General features: G+C 60.6%; 13 protein-coding genes and 1 pseudogene. 5 read left to right on the top strand and 9 right to left on the bottom strand.

The window, feature by feature from the left end:
* Positions 1 to 136 precede the first annotated feature (136 nt).
* Complete coding sequence (phaR, locus tag BLW69_RS00385; RefSeq protein WP_092660917.1) at positions 137 to 739, top strand: polyhydroxyalkanoate synthesis repressor PhaR; 603 nt, start codon at positions 137 to 139, stop codon at positions 737 to 739.
* A gap of 91 nt (positions 740 to 830) precedes the next feature.
* On the opposite strand, the gene rpmF is transcribed toward phaR, so the two are convergent.
* The 4 genes and pseudogenes from rpmF to mtgA form a co-directional block, all read right to left on the bottom strand.
* Positions 831 to 1,016 (bottom strand): 50S ribosomal protein L32, encoded by a 186-nt coding sequence (gene rpmF, locus BLW69_RS00380; RefSeq protein ID WP_062462189.1) that lies wholly within the window; start codon positions 1,014 to 1,016, stop codon positions 831 to 833.
* 168 nt (positions 1,017 to 1,184) lie between these two features.
* Positions 1,185 to 1,832, bottom strand: a complete 648-nt coding sequence (locus BLW69_RS00375; RefSeq protein WP_092660915.1) for a glutathione S-transferase family protein — start codon at positions 1,830 to 1,832, stop codon at positions 1,185 to 1,187.
* A gap of 14 nt (positions 1,833 to 1,846) precedes the next feature.
* The gene (locus tag BLW69_RS00370) at positions 1,847 to 2,569 is read right to left on the bottom strand and encodes a DUF1868 domain-containing protein (protein WP_092659218.1); all 723 of its coding nucleotides are present in this window, start codon (positions 2,567 to 2,569) and stop codon (positions 1,847 to 1,849) included.
* Between the two features lie 111 nt (positions 2,570 to 2,680).
* A pseudogene (gene mtgA, locus BLW69_RS00365) lies at positions 2,681 to 3,343 on the bottom strand (monofunctional biosynthetic peptidoglycan transglycosylase); the annotation flags it as partial.
* 215 nt (positions 3,344 to 3,558) lie between these two features.
* On the opposite strand from mtgA, the gene BLW69_RS00360 reads away from it, so the two are divergent.
* Both BLW69_RS00360 and BLW69_RS00355 read left to right on the top strand, forming a co-directional pair.
* A complete protein-coding gene (locus tag BLW69_RS00360; protein ID WP_092659214.1) occupies positions 3,559 to 4,473 on the top strand; it encodes a polyprenyl synthetase family protein in 915 nt (304 codons plus the stop codon).
* 49 nt (positions 4,474 to 4,522) lie between these two features.
* A complete protein-coding gene (locus tag BLW69_RS00355) occupies positions 4,523 to 5,164 on the top strand; it encodes a LysE family translocator (RefSeq protein ID WP_092659212.1) in 642 nt (213 codons plus the stop codon).
* A gap of 25 nt (positions 5,165 to 5,189) precedes the next feature.
* Here BLW69_RS00355 and BLW69_RS00350 read toward each other — a convergent pair whose 3' ends face one another.
* The 3 genes from BLW69_RS00350 to BLW69_RS00340 form a co-directional block, all read right to left on the bottom strand.
* On the bottom strand, positions 5,190 to 5,849 hold the full coding sequence (locus BLW69_RS00350; RefSeq protein ID WP_062462176.1) for a YiaD family glycine zipper/OmpA-like lipoprotein: 660 nt from the start codon (positions 5,847 to 5,849) through the stop codon (positions 5,190 to 5,192).
* Between the two features lie 114 nt (positions 5,850 to 5,963).
* Positions 5,964 to 7,214, bottom strand: coding sequence for a flavodoxin-dependent (E)-4-hydroxy-3-methylbut-2-enyl-diphosphate synthase (gene ispG / locus BLW69_RS00345; RefSeq protein WP_092659210.1), 1,251 nt, complete (start codon positions 7,212 to 7,214; stop codon positions 5,964 to 5,966).
* A 105-nt stretch (positions 7,215 to 7,319) separates the two neighbouring features.
* A complete protein-coding gene (locus BLW69_RS00340; protein WP_092659208.1) occupies positions 7,320 to 8,513 on the bottom strand; it encodes an MFS transporter in 1,194 nt (397 codons plus the stop codon).
* Positions 8,514 to 8,732: 219 nt separating this feature from the next.
* On the opposite strand from BLW69_RS00340, the gene BLW69_RS00335 reads away from it, so the two are divergent.
* On the top strand, positions 8,733 to 9,644 hold the full coding sequence (locus tag BLW69_RS00335; protein ID WP_092659206.1) for a DMT family transporter: 912 nt from the start codon (positions 8,733 to 8,735) through the stop codon (positions 9,642 to 9,644).
* A 20-nt stretch (positions 9,645 to 9,664) separates the two neighbouring features.
* Here BLW69_RS00335 and pyc read toward each other — a convergent pair whose 3' ends face one another.
* Together pyc and BLW69_RS00325 are read right to left on the bottom strand one after the other, a co-directional pair.
* Complete coding sequence (pyc, locus tag BLW69_RS00330; RefSeq protein WP_092659204.1) at positions 9,665 to 13,126, bottom strand: pyruvate carboxylase; 3,462 nt, start codon at positions 13,124 to 13,126, stop codon at positions 9,665 to 9,667.
* 100 nt (positions 13,127 to 13,226) lie between these two features.
* Positions 13,227 to 13,964 (bottom strand): helix-turn-helix transcriptional regulator, encoded by a 738-nt coding sequence (locus tag BLW69_RS00325; protein WP_062462620.1) that lies wholly within the window; start codon positions 13,962 to 13,964, stop codon positions 13,227 to 13,229.
* Positions 13,965 to 14,279: 315 nt separating this feature from the next.
* Here BLW69_RS00325 and BLW69_RS00320 point away from each other — a divergent pair, with 315 nt between their 5' ends.
* Positions 14,280 to 16,055: a glucan ABC transporter ATP-binding protein/ permease gene (locus BLW69_RS00320; RefSeq protein WP_062581549.1), complete on the top strand. Its 1,776-nt coding sequence runs from the start codon at positions 14,280 to 14,282 to the stop codon at positions 16,053 to 16,055.
* Positions 16,056 to 16,187 lie beyond the last annotated feature (132 nt).

Below are 16,187 nucleotides of genomic sequence, written 5' to 3'. Positions count from 1 at the left end.
TCGATTTGCTGCGCAGCATGGTGATCCATCGCGGCGCACAAATCGATTGTCAGTTGCGCCAATTTAAGCTTACATTCGAGGCGGGAGAAGATGCCAAGCACTAATAATCGCGCGAATGGCGAAGTGGAGGGAAATCATGGCAAAGGCCGAAGGTGACGTGACGATCAAGAAATACGCTAACCGGCGTCTCTACAACACCGGAACAAGCACTTACGTGACGCTCGAAGACTTGGCGAAAATGGTCAAGAAGGGCGAGGTATTTACGGTTCAGGATGCCAAGACGGGCGAGGACATCACGCACTCGGTTCTGACCCAGATCATTTTCGAGCAGGAGTCCAAGACGGGAAACACGCTTCTGCCGGTGTCCTTCTTGCGACAGCTGATTTCCTATTACGGTGATCAGATGCAGATGGTGGTGCCGACCTTCCTCGAACACTCGATGAAGACGTTTACGGACCAGCAGTTGCAGATGCGTGAGCAGATGACGAGTGCGTTCGGTGACAACTCGATCGCCAAGAACCTGCATCTTCCGATGCAGATGATGGAAGAACAGGTGCGGCGCAATACGGACATGTTCCGTCAGGCCATGCAGATGTTCGCGCCCTTTGCCGGTGCCGCGACGCCGCCTCAGCACCAGTCCGCCCCACCATCGGGCAAGAAGGCGGAAGCCAAGGACATCGACGAACTGAAGGAGCAGCTCCGCGCGCTTCAGGGTCGTCTCGACAGCATGAGCACCTGAACGGCACCTGCTGCGGGAAGAAAGGCGCCTTACCGAGCGCGCAACAAAAAAGGCCGGCAAAGCCGGCCTTTCAAGCAATCATCAGAAAAGCTTACGCGCTTTCCTTCGGCGTCAGAACCTGACGGCCGCGGTACATACCGGTCTTGAGATCGATATGGTGCGGACGGCGCAGTTCGCCGGAGTTCTTGTCCTCGACAAATGTCGGGGTCTTGAGAGCGTCAGCAGAGCGGCGCATACCGCGCTTCGACGGGCTCGTTTTTCTTTTAGGTACAGCCATTTTCGTTACTCCACTTCGTGCAAAACAGGGATTTCCGGCCGGAACTGAGGCCGAACATTCCATGTCTCGATCTCGGAAATTTGGCGCGCTTATACATGCCAACCGGGCGCTTGACCAGTCCCTGCAGGGATATTGGCGGGATTTTTTCGCAAACCCCGCCGAAACACCTCAGGCCTCGTCTTCTTCGACGATTGCTGTCTCCTGAAGGGCCGCTTCCTGCCATGAAAGCCAGGCCGGATGCGACGTCATGGCTTCCATATACGCAAGCGTTTCGGCGTCGTCTACCAGATCATAGACCGCAACGCGATTGACGACCGGCGCGAACATCGCGTCCGCTGCGGTAAAGTCGCCAAACAGGAACGGACCGCCGGATTTTGCCCGCAGTTCCCGCCAGATGGTTTCGATCCGCGCGACGTCGTCCATCACCCCGTCGGGGAGATCGATGCGGCGCTTCGGCCGGCGAAAATTCATCGGGCAGGCATTGCGCAGCGCCCGAAAGCCAGACAGCATCTCCATCGAGATGGAGCGAGCGACGGCACGATCCGCAGCTGACGTCGGCCAGATCCCGCTTTCCGGAAACAGCTCGGCTGCGTATTCGATGATCGACAGCGACTGCCAGACGCGCACGTCGCCATGATGCAGAACCGGCACCTGGGCATTGGGCGAGATCGTCTTGTAGCGTGGATTGCCTGCCGGATAATCGAACGGGATTAGCACTTCCTCGAAAGGAACGCCGGCCGCGGTCAGCGCAATCCAGGGCCGGAAGGACCAGGACGAATAGTTCTTATTTGCGATATAGAGGACGAATTTTTCCATCGGCGCAATTTCCATCAGGTCTCGGAATCGAAAATCATCAGTTCGTGGAAATGGTTCATGTCCTCGAACGAGCAGAATGCCGGCGGCCGCAATTCCAGAACAGGAACCGCGCGCTTGATCTCAGCAGTCACCTCGTCGAGCATCGCCTGCCAGGCCGGCAGCGCTGCATCCGACAGGCGCTCGATCACATAGGCAAAGGTAATGTGAAACGCATAGTCGTCGTGATCCGGATGGCGATAACCGAGGAGCCGCGCCAGCGCATCGCGCCAGGCCTTCATCGCCCTGCAATCATTCTCGGACCTCCCCTCGACCACGAGACCCGACGGCTTGGCGCTTTTCACGGTGACCTGGAACGGATCCAGCGTCGAGAAACCTTCGAGCCGAGCCGCCATGATTTCCGTCATGTCCTCGATCGGCGTTTCGAGCGGCATATCGTCCGGCCAGAAGCGAGGCTTGCGGCGATGCTCGATGACACCCTGGAACAGCGTCATGTGCAGGCTGGTGATCGGCGTGAAAAGAAAACGCTCAGCTTCCGGCATCTCGAGATAGCGCGCGCGTGCCGACACAAGCAGCGCCTGCGTTGCCGATCCTTTTTCCAGATGGCAGACGATCGTGTTGCCGGGCTCGGGCAGAAAGCCGCCTCGCCGTCCGTAACGCGTTCCGAGCCGCGGCGGCGGTTTTGGATTGTGCGTCGCCGAGTATTTGAGGAGATCGGGCGAAATCAGTCTGGCATCCATCGGCGGTCCACTTTCTGCGTAAACGCACTCACAAAGCGTGCTCGACGCGCTCTTACGCCAGCGTCGATACTGACAGATGACATGAGGGACGTTTAACGCTTAGTTTTGACGTCACCCATAAATGCATTTGATGTAATCGCTGGATGCGCGGGCGCGCCGTTCCACGACACCCGCCAGCCGCTGCATTCCGCGGCCGGGCTTGCTGGCGACCCGCGTATGCGGATTGGGAAGTGCGACGGCGAGCAACGCGGCCTGACGGGCACTCAGCTTGGCGGCTGGCACTTTGAAATGATACTGCGCGGCCGCTTCGGCCCCGTAGATGCCGGGCCCCCATTCCGCGACGTTGAGATAGATCTCCATCAGCCGCCATTTTGGCCAGAGGAAATCTTGGGTGAGCGCCAATGGAAGCTCCAGCCCCTTGCGGATGAAGGAGCGACCGTTCCAGAGGAACAGGTTCTTGGCCGTCTGCATCGGAATGGTGCTCGCGCCACGCGTTGCCTCGCCATCCAGCGCATCCTGCACGACGCCGCGCATCTGGCGCCAGTCGACACCGCCATGGAAACAGTACTGGCCGTCCTCCGACATCATCACGGCCCGCACGAGATTGGGCGAGATATCCTCGATATCAACCCAGCGGCGGTCATAGCCGCGCAGCAGAAACAGTTCCGACAGCATGAGAGTGGACACCGGCCGGGTAAACGGCAGCGCATAGACCGGGATCAGGAGATAGGGCAGCACGACCAGCGCAATGACGAACAGGATGGCGCGGCGAAGCCACGTGGTGGCAGGCAGGCGAAAACGGCGCGCCGGCCTCACGGGTTCGTCTTCTTCGGCATGCTGTTCAGGTGCGATATCCAAGGTGCTTCTACCCGCCCGTTTAAAGTTTCATAGCCGGTGGCGCTTTCGAAGGCCAGTCCACCGGCTGAAACTTCGGCAATGCTGGTAAATCGACATTGCCTGTATCGTCGCCTCATGCCAAACAGCCCGGCATGAACACGACCGATCCTGCATTCGAAAGCCGGTTGAAAGACAGCGCAGTCGCCACCGAGGCGCTGCTTGTGTCGCTTCTTTCGGATCAAACGTTGCCCGACGAAGTCACGCGCCCGGCCCATCTGATGGCCGCGATGCGCCACGGCTCGCTCAATGGCGGAAAGCGGCTGCGGCCGTTTCTGCTGCGCGAAAGTGCGCTTCTGCTTGATGGCAACGAACAGGCTGCCATGCGCATCGGCGCGGCGCTCGAATGTCTCCACTGTTATTCGCTGATCCACGACGACCTTCCCGCTATGGACGACGACGACCTTCGCCGTGGCCAGCCGACGGTGCACAGGGCATTCGACGAGGCGACCGCGATCCTTGCCGGCGACAGCCTGCTGACCTACGCCTTCGACATCATCGCCGCACCGGAGACGGAACTTCCGGACCGGGCAAAGACGGAACTTGTTCTGGCCCTTGCCCGCGCCGCCGGTTCCGGCGGCATGGTGGGTGGCCAGGCCCTCGATCTGGCTGCGGAGAAATCGGCACCTGATGAGGCAGGCATCACCACGCTGCAGGCGATGAAGACCGGCGCGCTGATCCGTTTCGCCTGCGAGGCAGGTGCGATCATCGCCGGTGCAGACGTGGAACACCGTCAGCGCCTCAGAAAATTCGGCCAGGTCATCGGTCTTGCCTTCCAGCTTGCCGACGATCTTCTCGACATCACGTCCGATGCCGAGACCATGGGCAAGGCGACCGGGAAGGACGCCGCCCGCGGCAAGGGCACGCTGGTTGCCATGCATGGCACAGACTGGGCGGAAGAGAAGCTCGATGCGCTGACGGCAGAGGCCGTCGACCTGCTTGCGCCCTACGGTGGAAAGGCATTTATTCTGCAGCAGACGGCGCGCTTTATCGCCAGCCGTCAGAACTGACGAGACGGGACAAAGGCAAGCCTCCCGGATCAGACCCGAGGAGTAAAGCGTGCCGGATGTATTCGCCTACCTGCCCTATATCTGGCCAGCCTATCTCGCCTATCTCATCGCCGTCCTAAGCCCCGGACCTGCCAATTTCGCCATTATCGGGATGGCGATTTCGCATGGCCGTCGCAACGGGGTGATCCTGGCACTCGGCGTCTTCTGCGGCTCGCTGACCTGGGCCTGCGCTGCCGCACTCGGGCTTGCCGCAGTCCTGCGCACCTACGCGATCGCGCTCGAAATCATGAAGGTTCTCGGCGGGCTCTATCTGATCTATCTCGCCTGGAAGGCATACCGCTCGGCGCGGACCCCGGATATCGAGACCGCATCGAGCGAGAGCAGGACATCCTATACGGCAAGGCAACTCTGGCTGCGCGGCTATGCCATCCACGTCACCAATCCGAAAGCGATCTTCGGCTGGCTGGCGATCATTTCGCTCGGCCTGCCCGCGGATGCACCGCCTTCGGCAATCCTGCTGATCGTCGGCATCTGCTCGAGCTCGAGCCTGGTCATCTTCACCGGATATGCGGTTCTGTTTTCGACCCGCCACGCGCTTCGCGGCTACAAGGCCGCGCGGCGCTGGATCGAAGGCACGATGGCCGTCTTCTACAGCATTGCCGGCGTGAAACTGCTGACGAGCCGGATCTGACCGGCTCGTCGACATCTGTCCGAACTCAGCCCTGCTCGATCGGCGCGATCGCGACTTCGACGCGGCGGTTCTGGGCGCGACCATCCGGCGAGGCGTTGGAAGCGACCGGCTGCGACGGGCCGTAGCCCATGGTCGAGACACGGCGCTGATCGACGCCGCGACCACCGAGATAGTTGGCGACCGAGACGGCACGGCGTTCCGAAAGCGCCTGGTTGTGCTGCAGGCTGCCGGTCGAATCCGTGTGACCGTTGACGTCGATATAGGTCTTGCCGAACTTGTTGAGCACGATCGCAACCGAATCGAGCGTGGCATAGAACGGCGGGATCACCTGATCCTGATCGGTGGCAAAGGTGATGTTCGACGGCATGTTTAGAATGATGCGGTCGCCGTTGCGGGTCACCGATACGCCGGTTCCCTGCAGCTGCTGGCGCAGTTCGGCTTCCTGGCGGTCCATGTAATTGCCGATGGCGCCACCGGCGAGGCCACCGATCGCAGCGCCGATCAGCGCATTGCGGCCCTTGTTGCCGCCGCCGATCAACAGACCGCCGACCGCGCCGAGACCGGCACCGATGGCAGCGCCACCAGCCGTGTTCGACATTTTCTGCTGACCCGTATAGGGATCGGTCGTCGTGCAGGCAGAGAGATACGTCGCGCAAGCTGCGACGATAGCAATTTTTTTCAACATATGAATCAGTTTCCCCGTCGTCCGTAGTACCCCTCATTTACCATGAAATACGGCAATAGCGAGGAGAGGCAGCGGCAGCCTGGATAAGGAATTATCCCTATCCGGGAATGACGCTTACTCGGCGGCGGTTTTCTGGCCGAAGCGGTTCTCGATGTAATCGATCACCAGCTTTTCGAAATCCTGAGCGATATTGGGGCCGCGCAGCGTCATCGCCTTCTGACCGTCGATAAAGATCGGGGCGGCAGGCGTCTCGCCAGTGCCGGGCAGCGAGATGCCGATATCGGCATGCTTGCTTTCGCCGGGGCCGTTGACGATGCAGCCCATGACGGCGACGTTCAGGGCTTCGACGCCCGGATACTTTTCGCGCCAGATCGGCATGTTCTTGCGGATATCGTTCTGGATGTTCTGGGCAAGCTCCTGGAACACCGTCGACGTGGTGCGCCCGCAACCGGGACAGGCGGCGACCACCGGAATGAACTGGCGGAACCCCATGACCTGCAGCATTTCCTGCGCAACCTGCACTTCGCGGGTGCGGTCACCGTTCGGTTCCGGCGTCAGCGAGACACGGATCGTATCGCCGATCCCGTGCTGCAGGACATAACCCATGGCAGCCGACGAAGCGACGATGCCCTTGGTGCCCATGCCAGCCTCTGTCAGGCCAAGATGCAGCGCGTGGTTGGAGCGCTCGGCCAGCATCGAATAGCAGGCAATGAGATCCTGCACCTGGCTGACTTTTGCGGAGAGAATGATCCGGTTGCGCGGCAGGCCGATGTTTTCTGCAAGCTCGGCCGAAATCAGCGCCGACTGGACGATCGCCTCATGCATCACCTGGCGGGCCGATAGCGGCGAACCGGCTTCGGAATTGCGGTCCATCAGCGTCGTCAGAAGATCCTGGTCGAGCGAACCCCAGTTGACGCCGATGCGGACAGGCTTGTCGTAGCGGATCGCCATCTCGATGATGTCGCCGAACTGCTTGTCCTTCTTGTCCTTGAAACCGACATTGCCCGGGTTGATGCGGTATTTTGCCAGCGCTTCGGCGCAGGCCGGATGATCGGCCAGAAGCTTGTGGCCGATATAATGGAAATCGCCGATCAGCGGCACGTCGAGGCCGAGGCGCAGCAGACGCTCGCGCACCTTCGGCACAGCGGCAGCGCTTTCGTCGCGATCGACGGTGATGCGGACGATCTCGGAGCCTGCCTTGTAGAGGGCCGCGACCTGGGCGACGGTCGCATCCACATCCGCCGTATCTGTATTGGTCATCGACTGGACGACGACAGGCGCACCACCACCGACGATCACACCGCCGACATCGACGGCAACCGTGGCGCGGCGGGGCTTCGGATTATAGTCAATCGGTGCGTTCATGGGATCGTCTCGTTGCCTTTGCCCTGGGGCTAACTGGGGGCATAAACCGTCTTTCAGGTGGCGTATGACCGCCGGCTTGTCAACCAGCGGCCATGAATAGTTGGGTTAGTGATGCGCTCCGTCCGCGTGCCGGGCGAGGCTTGAGAGAAGCAGCGTCACCAGGATCAGCACCGACAATCCCGCGAAAATGCTGCCAAGTCCCGTATGCTCAGCGATAAAGCCGATTGCCGAAGGTGCAACGAGAATTCCGGAATAGCCCATGGTGGTGACCACGGACAAACTGACGCCCGCTGCCATGCCCGGCAGATTGCCGGCCGCGGAAAACAGGATCGGCACGATGTTCGAAATGCCGATGCCGGCGAGAGCAAAGCCTGCAATGGCCATTGTCGAACTGGTCGCAAAACCGATCGTCAGCATGCCCAGCATGGCGATGACGCCGCAGACCCGAAGCGTATTGACGGCACCGAACCGGTCGCGGATGAGATCGCCTGCAAAACGCATTGCCGCCATCGTGAACGAGAAAGCCGCAAACGCAAAGCCGGACAGTGTCAGCGACGCCGAAAGCTCGTTGCGCATGTAGAGAGCGCCCCAATCAAGAATGGATCCCTCGGGGATCATGCAGAACAGCGCCATGATTCCGAGCAGCCAGGGAAGCGGTGACGACGGCAGGCGGCGTCCGGCACCGGCCGCCCTCTCCTCCGGATGCGGCGCATCCTGAAGCACCATTTTCCAGGCGACGGCGATCATGACGGCGGCGACGACGGTTACGAAAAGCGCATGCGGAAGAACGCCGATCCGTTCAAGAAGAAAGCCACCGGTCGAGGCGCCGAGCAGACCGCCGAGGCTCCAGAACGCGTGGCAGGATGACATGATCGCGCGGCGCATGCCTTTTTCAGTCGCAACGGCATTGGCATTCATTGCCACATCCATTGCGCCGATCAGGCCGCCGAACAGAAACAACGCAACCGCTCCGCTCCAGATGCTGCCAATCAGCGACAGGAGAAGAAGCGTCGGCGTCAGCAGGACCGCGGTGACCTTGGAGACGATGCTCGATCCGAACCTTGCGATCTGGCTGCCGGCGATCGGCATCATCACGATGGAGCCTAGCCCGAAGATCAGGATCATCATGCCGAGCGACTTTTCGCTCAGCTCCAGACGTGCCGCAAATTCAGGGATCTTTGGCGCCCAGGCACCGATCATGAAGCCGTTCATCAGAAACAGCAGCGATACGCCGATCCGCTCCGGTGTGATGAAAGCACGTCGGGTCTTGGCTTCCGCCGGCGAAGACAAATCGTTCATCAGGTTGCTTCCTCCAGGCGCTGAGATTTATTTAAATCGATTTAGATTGCAATCTTCCGCGCTCAGCATGAGTTTCACGATTTATGTCTCCGGTTCACGCTTGTCACCCCTTAGCAACGACGGATGTAGCGCGACGAAGCTGATTGCAATCGCTGCAGAACGCCTTAAGCATTCGGATATGCAATGATATGAGGCGTCGGTATCCGGCGTGTGACTTTCTTGAAATCCAGCATCGGCAGCGGCATTCTTCTCGTCAGTACCTCCTACTTCGTGTTCACGCTTCATGATGCGGTGATCAAGCTGCTGGTGGTCGATGTCGGCGTCTGGCAGATCATTTTCTTCCGAAGCCTGACGGTTCTGATCGCCTGCCTCGTCATCGGGGGACGCGGTTTCATCCCGCGCGTTGTCCGCTCGCCGATCGTGCGGCCGATGATGGTGCGCAGCGTTATCCTTCTCGCCGCATGGGTTTCTTTCTACACCGCAGCCAAGTCCCTGCAATTGGCCGAACTGACGACGATCTATTACGCCAATCCGATCGTCGCCACCCTGCTTGCTATTCCGGTTCTGCGCGAAAAGGTGCCCGCGGTCCGCTGGGTGGCGATCATCCTCGGCTTCGTCGGCGTGGTGATTGCCGCAAATCCGGCCGGGTTGACACTTTCGCTCCCGGTCGGTCTCGCGCTCCTCGCGGCAATCCTCTGGGCCATCGGCAGCGTTCTCTTGCGCAAGACGGCGATGAACGAGAAGACCCTTGTCCAGATGACGCTCACCAACTTCTTCTTCGTGGTGATGACCTTCGTCATGGCCGTGCTGACATGGCAGCCGGTCGATCTGAAAAGCGGTGCGCTTCTGGCGCTCGTCGGCATTCTCGGCGGCACCGCCCAGGCGACGCTGTTCGAGGCGATGCGACGGGCGCCGGTCTCGGTGCTTGCCCCGTTCGAATATTCCTCGCTGATATGGGCGTTCGTGCTGGGCTACGCCATCTGGCAGGACATTCCCGCAAGCAATGTCGCCGCCGGTGCCGCACTGATCTTCTGCGCCGGACTGCTGATCGTCGCCAGCGAGCGGCTGGCGGCGAGGCGCTATCGCCTCGCTCAACCTGCGGACGGATCGGACGGACCGGCGGGCACCTGAGCCGTCAACAGTTTGACCCGTCAGGCCCCGTAGACGACGAGCAGATCCTTGGCGTCGATCTGGTCGCCGGCCTTGACCAGCACTTCGGCAAGCGTGCCGTCTTTTTCGGCGTGCAGCGCGGTTTCCATCTTCATCGCTTCGATGGACACCAGCACGTCGCCGGCCTTGACCGCCTGACCCGCCGCCACGAAGACGCGGGAAATCACGCCCGGCATCGGCGCGCCCAAATGCAGGGGATTGGCGATATCCGCTTTGGCCCGCACAGCCGAACCGCTTCCGCCATGGGCCCGGTCCGGCACCTTGATGCGGCGCGGCTGGCCGTTCAGTTCGAAAAAGGCGGTGACCATGCCCTGCGCATCCGGCGCACTCGTCGCCTGGTTGACGATAACAAGCGTCTTGCCGCGTTCGATATCGGCAAACAGCTCTTCGCCATCCGCGATCCCGTAGAAATAGGCATGCGTCGGCAACACGGAGACCGGACCGTAGGTCTCCGACGCCAGGGCGAAGTCGGTGAACACTTTCGGGTACATCAGATACGAGGCGAACTCGAAGTCGTCGACCTTGCGCTCCAGCTTGTCCTCGATCGTCTTGCGCTCGGCATCGAGATCAGCCGGCGCCAGCAGCGAACCGGGAACGTCCGTATAGGGCTGATCGCCCTTCAGCGCTTTTTTCTGGAGCGCCTGCGGCCATCCGCCCGGAGGCTGGCCGAGATCGCCCTTCAGCATCGACACGACCGAATCCGGGAAGGCGATGTCCTTGGCCGGGTTTTCAACGTCGGCCACGTTCAGATCCTGGCTGACCATCATCAGCGCCATGTCGCCCACCACCTTGGACGACGGCGTGACCTTGACGATATCGCCGAACATCCGGTTCACATCGGCATAGGTCTGCGCGACCTTGTGCCACTTGCTCTCGAGACCGAGCGAACGGGCCTGTTCCTTGAGGTTGGTAAACTGGCCACCCGGCATTTCATGCAGGTAGACTTCCGAGGCCGGACCCTTGAGATCGCTCTCGAACGCCGCATACTGGCCGCGCACCGCTTCCCAGTAGAACGAGATCTTGCGGATCCATTCCGGATCAAGCCCGGTATCGCGGTCTGTTCGCGACAGCGCTTCGACGATCGAACCGAGGCAGGGCTGCGACGTGTTGCCCGACAGCGCATCCATCGCCGCATCGACGACGTCGACGCCGGCATCGACAGCCGCAAGCACGGTCGCAGCCGAGATGCCCGACGTGTCATGCGTGTGGAAGTGGATCGGCAGCGAGGTCGCTTCGCGTAGTGCCTTGAAAAGGACGCGGGCAGCCGCGGGTTTCAGCAGGCCCGCCATATCCTTCAGCGCGATGATATGAGCGCCGGCCTTTTCGAGTTCTTCCGCCAGTGCGACGTAATATTTGAGATCGTATTTCGGGCGCGCCGAATTCAAGAGATCGCCGGTATAGCAGATCGCGGCTTCGCAGAGCCGGTTCTCCTCGTTCACCGCATCCATCGAGACGCGCATGTTGTCGACCCAGTTCAGGCAATCGAACACGCGGAAGACATCGATGCCGCCCTTGGCGGCCTGTTGGACGAAGTATTTCACGACATTGTCGGGATAGTTCTTGTAGCCGACGCCGTTTGCGCCGCGCAGCAGCATCTGCAGGAGGATGTTGGGCGCCGCCTCGCGGATCAACGCCAGCCGTTCCCACGGGTCCTCGGTCAGGAACCGCATCGACACGTCGAAGGTGGCACCACCCCAGCATTCCAGCGAGAACAGGTTCGGCAGCGCGCGTGCATAGACCCCGGCCACGCGGGCGATGTCATAGGTCCGCATGCGGGTAGCGAGCAGCGACTGGTGGCCGTCGCGCATCGTCGTGTCGGTGATCAGCGCCCGGCTTTCGCCCCGCATCCACTCGGCGAATTTCTTCGGGCCGAGTTCATCCAGCTTCTGCTTGGTTCCAGCGGGAATATCGCCATTGATATACGGCAGAACAGGCTTTGCAGCCTTTTCCGACGGGGCCGGACGACCCTTGGTTTCCGGATGACCGTTGACGGTGACGTCGGCGAGATAGGTCAGAAGCTTGGTGGCGCGGTCGGCGCGCTTGACCTGTTCGAACAGTTCCGGCGTCGTGTCGATAAACCGCGTCGTATAAGAATTGTCGCGGAATTTCGGGTGGGTGATGATCGCTTCGAGGAAAGTGAGGTTCGTCGCGACGCCGCGGATGCGGAACTCGCGAAGCGCCCGGTCCATGCGGGCGATCGCTTCCAGCGGCTGCGGCGCCCAGGCCGTGACCTTGACCAGCAGCGGATCGTAGAAGCGGGTGATGATCGCGCCCGAATAGGACGTTCCGCCATCGAGACGGATGCCGAAACCCGACGCCGAGCGATAGGCGGTGATGCGGCCGTAATCGGGTATGAAATTGTGCTCCGGATCCTCAGTGGTGATGCGGCACTGCAGCGCATGGCCGTTCAGCCGGATGTTCTCCTGGGCCGGAACGCCCGATTCCGGCGTGCCGATCGCAAAGCCGTCGAGGATGTGGATCTGCGCCTTGACGATATCGATGCCGGTGACGACTTCGGTCACCGTGTGTTCCACCTGGATGCGCGGATTGACCTCGATGAAGTAGAATTTGCCGGTATCGCTATCCATCAGATATTCGACCGTGCCGGCGCCGACATAATTGGTGGCGCCAGCGATCTTCAGCGAATAGGCAGCGAGTTCGGCCCGCTGCTCCTCGGAAAGATAAGGCGCCGGGGCGCGTTCCACGACCTTCTGGTTGCGCCGCTGGATCGAGCAGTCACGCTCGAACAGATGCACGACGTTGCCATGGGTATCGCCAAGGATCTGGCTTTCCACATGGCGGGCCCGCTCGACCAGCTTTTCGAGATAGACCTCGTCCTTGCCGAAGGCCGCTTTTGCTTCGCGCTTGGCCTCGACGACTTCCCTGGCGAGGTCCTTCGGATCGCGGATGGCACGCATGCCGCGACCGCCGCCGCCCCAGGACGCCTTGAGCATGACCGGATAACCGATCTCCTCGGCCATCTTCGCCACGACATCCATATCATCAGGCAGCGGTTCGGTGGCAGGAACTACGGGCACGCCGACCGAAATGGCAAGATTGCGCGCCGCCACCTTGTTGCCGAGCTGGCGCATCGTATCGGGACGCGGGCCGATGAAGATGATGCCGGCCTCGTCGCAGGCATCGACGAATTCAGGGCTTTCCGACAGAAGGCCGTAACCTGGATGGATCGCATCGGCGCCCGAAAGCTTGGCAACCCGGATCACTTCCGGGATCGAAAGGTAGCTCTCGATAGGCCCCAGATCCTTGTCCAGATGCGGACCGCGACCGACCTGATAGCTTTCGTCCGCCTTGAACCGGTGCAGCGAGAGCTTGTCTTCTTCCGCCCAGATCGCCACCGTCTTGATGCCGAGCTCATTGGCGGCACGAAAGACGCGGATGGCGATTTCGGAGCGATTGGCGACGAGAATTTTCGATATCGGCAAGACAAGCCTCCCCAGGTGCCTCGAATGGTGCACCGCAAGAGATCAACATCTCCCGCATTAGGCAAGGGCTATTTGGTCGATAGCCGGCGTCACGGACGCTTCAGGTCACCAGCCCGTGGCGAAATGCCATGGCAACGACATGCTGGCGATTCTTCGCTTTCAGCTTTTCCTGGAGGCCGTTAATATACCAATCGACCGTGTGGTTGGAGATGTCGAGCGACCGTGCGATCTCGTGCGATGTCATGCCGTCGGCAAGGAGCGCCATGACTTCCATCTCGCGACGGGTGAGCTGGGTATCCAGTCTGGCCGAGGCCTCGAGCGCCGTCGCGTCGCCGGCGATCTCCAGCAGTCTCCAGAAAATGCGCTTGGCGGCCGTGTCGAACAGTGAGATCTCGGTCGGCGATAGATCGATCGGTTTGCCGCCGATGATCATGTTGCCGAGAAATCCGTTGCGTCCATGGATCGGAAACACGTAGCCGTCGTCGAGACCATGGCGGCCCGCTTCCTGCATCATCCGGTCCATCCGCGAACGATGCGGATCGGACTTCAGGGCAAGGATCGAATCGCGCCAGCGGAACGGGCGATGGGCCGCATTCAGCATCCGCATGACAGGGTCGATGACGGTATATTTGCGCGCGCGATAGACCTCGACCCAGCTGTCCGGCCAGCGGGAGATCAAGGTCATTCCCTCGGGATCCGTTTGCCCTTTTCTCAGGACGATTGCATAGAATTCGAAACCGTAGGTTTTGAGGAGTGACGCAAGATTGTTCGCCACTTCTTTCGTCGTTCGTGCCTCTTCAACCAATACAAGCAACTGCACAACAAATTGGATGCTCAAATTCGCCCCCAGACCGTCTCCCCGACGATCGGCTTTATTCTTATAAAACACCGACGCCGGCATAGAACCCGACCGCCCGCTTAACATAGTTATCATTTATACCACGTACATGCCGAAATCTTGTGATTGACGCAGCGATCAGGATCGGCATCAGCATACCGCATCGGTAACCTAACTACGGGCGAACCCTTGCTCTCACTGGATTATTTTCGGAAAAGAAGTTCACCGGCTAGGTTCGTCTCGGATTCGCCCTGTCCTTGCCATAACTATGCTGCCAATCGTTTCATGCCTGCACTTCAATAGGAGTTGCGCCCGTTGACGCTCTTCCAAGTTTACGCCCGAGCTTTGCAATATCTGACGAAGAACCGCTGGCGGGTCGCCGCGGTCGTCGTCGCCAACATTATTCTGGCCATCATCACGATTGCCGAACCGATTCTGTTCGGTCGAATCATCGACGCGATCTCCTCCAAGAGTGACGTCACCAACGTTCTACTTCTGTGGGCGGGCTTCGGGGTCTTCAATACCGTCGCATTCGTGCTCGTTGCACGCGAGGCCGACCGTCTGGCCCACGGGCGCCGCGCGTCGCTGCTGACGGAAGCCTTCGGACGCATCATTTCGATGCCGCTGTCCTGGCACCACCAGCGCGGCACGTCGAACGCCCTGCACACGCTGCTGCGTGCCTCCGAAAGCCTGTTCGGTCTGTGGCTGGAATTCATGCGAACGCATCTCGCGACCGCCGTTGCAATCCTGCTGCTGATCCCGACCGCCATCTCGATGGATTGGCGCCTCAGCATCGTGCTTCTGATCCTCAGCATCTTCTACTGGATCATTGGCGTTGCCGTGATGAAGCGCACGAAGGAAGGCCAGGCCGCGGTCGAAACCCATTACCACCAGGTTTTCAGCCATGTCAGCGATTCGATCAGCAACGTCTCTGTGATTCACAGCTACAACCGCATCGAAGCCGAAACTTCGGCCCTCAAGAACTACACCAAGGATCTGCTGAAGGCGCAGTATCCGGTGCTGGACTGGTGGGCTTTGGCCGGCGGCCTCAACCGCACGGCATCGACGGTCTCGATGGGCGTGATCCTTGTGATCGGTACCATGCTGGTGCAACAGGGCAAGATCCGCGTCGGTGACGTCGTCGCCTTTATCGGCTTCGCCAACCTTCTGATCGGCCGCCTTGATCTTCTGCGCCAGTTCGCAACCCAGATTTTCGAAGCCCGCGCCAAGCTCGAGGATTTCTTCGTTCTGGAAGATTCCGTCGAGGAGCGCGCCGAACCGACGGATGCACGCGATCTGGGAGATACGGTCCGGGGCGAAGTGGAGTTCCGCGACGTCTCCTTCGGCTTCTCCAACACGAGCCAGGGCGTTCACGACGTATCGTTCATCGCGCAAGCGGGGGAAACGATTGCGATCGTCGGCCCGACCGGTGCCGGCAAGACGACGCTGATCAATCTCCTCCAGCGGGTCTATGATCCGCAGCAGGGGAAGATTCTGATCGACGGCGTCGATATCGGCACCATCACTCGCAAGTCACTGCGCCATTCCATCGCGACCGTGTTCCAAGACGCGGGCCTGCTCAACCGCTCGATCAGCGACAACATCCAGCTGGGACGAGAAGGTGCAACGCGGGAAGACATCGTCCGGGCGGCAGAAGCGGCCGCTGCGGCCGAATTCATCGAAACGCGTCTCAATGGCTACGACACGACGGTCGGCGAGCGTGGCAACCGCCTGTCGGGCGGAGAGCGCCAGCGTATTGCCATCGCCCGTGCGATCCTCAAAAACGCACCGATCCTCGTTCTCGACGAAGCAACCTCGGCGCTTGATGTGGAGACGGAACAGCGCGTGAAGGCGGCGATCGACAAGCTGCGTCAGAACCGCACCACGTTCATCATCGCGCACCGGCTCTCCACCATCCGCGACGCCAACAAGGTCATCTTCCTCGAGGGTGGGCGGATTGCCGAAATGGGCACCTACGACCAGCTGAGCCGCAGCGGCGGCCGCTTTACGTCGCTCCTCACCGCCAGCGGCATCGTCATCGACGAGGACGAGGAAGGCCACAAGCTCCCGGTACCCGCCGAGCACGCCTAAGCTCTCGACCACTTATACCGATCGAACATCAGACTCCTCGCCTCCAGAAATGGAGGCGGGGGTTTTTTTGTGAGGTAATGCGGGAGCACCGCTTTTTCGCGTGATCTTCTGCGTACGCGGCTTTGCAGGTGC

Source organism: Rhizobium sp. NFR12, from assembly GCF_900108545.1.
In the GTDB taxonomy this organism is placed as follows: Bacteria; Pseudomonadota; Alphaproteobacteria; order Rhizobiales; family Rhizobiaceae; genus Neorhizobium; species Neorhizobium soli.
The sequence above is the reverse complement of the archived record's forward strand: the minus strand, read 5'-3'. Positions and strand labels throughout refer to the sequence as shown.

Excerpts from the sequence above, each read along its gene's own strand:
- phaR (WP_092660917.1), top strand. The coding sequence starts at position 137 with ATGGCAAAGGCCGAAGGTGACGTGACGATCAAGAAATACGCTAACCGG.
- rpmF (WP_062462189.1), bottom strand. The coding sequence starts at position 1,016 with ATGGCTGTACCTAAAAGAAAAACGAGCCCGTCGAAGCGCGGTATGCGC.
- BLW69_RS00375 (WP_092660915.1), bottom strand. The coding sequence starts at position 1,832 with ATGGAAAAATTCGTCCTCTATATCGCAAATAAGAACTATTCGTCCTGG.
- BLW69_RS00370 (WP_092659218.1), bottom strand. The coding sequence starts at position 2,569 with ATGGATGCCAGACTGATTTCGCCCGATCTCCTCAAATACTCGGCGACG.
- BLW69_RS00360 (WP_092659214.1), top strand. The coding sequence starts at position 3,559 with ATGAACACGACCGATCCTGCATTCGAAAGCCGGTTGAAAGACAGCGCA.
- BLW69_RS00350 (WP_062462176.1), bottom strand. The coding sequence starts at position 5,849 with ATGTTGAAAAAAATTGCTATCGTCGCAGCTTGCGCGACGTATCTCTCT.
- ispG (WP_092659210.1), bottom strand. The coding sequence starts at position 7,214 with ATGAACGCACCGATTGACTATAATCCGAAGCCCCGCCGCGCCACGGTT.
- BLW69_RS00340 (WP_092659208.1), bottom strand. The coding sequence starts at position 8,513 with ATGAACGATTTGTCTTCGCCGGCGGAAGCCAAGACCCGACGTGCTTTC.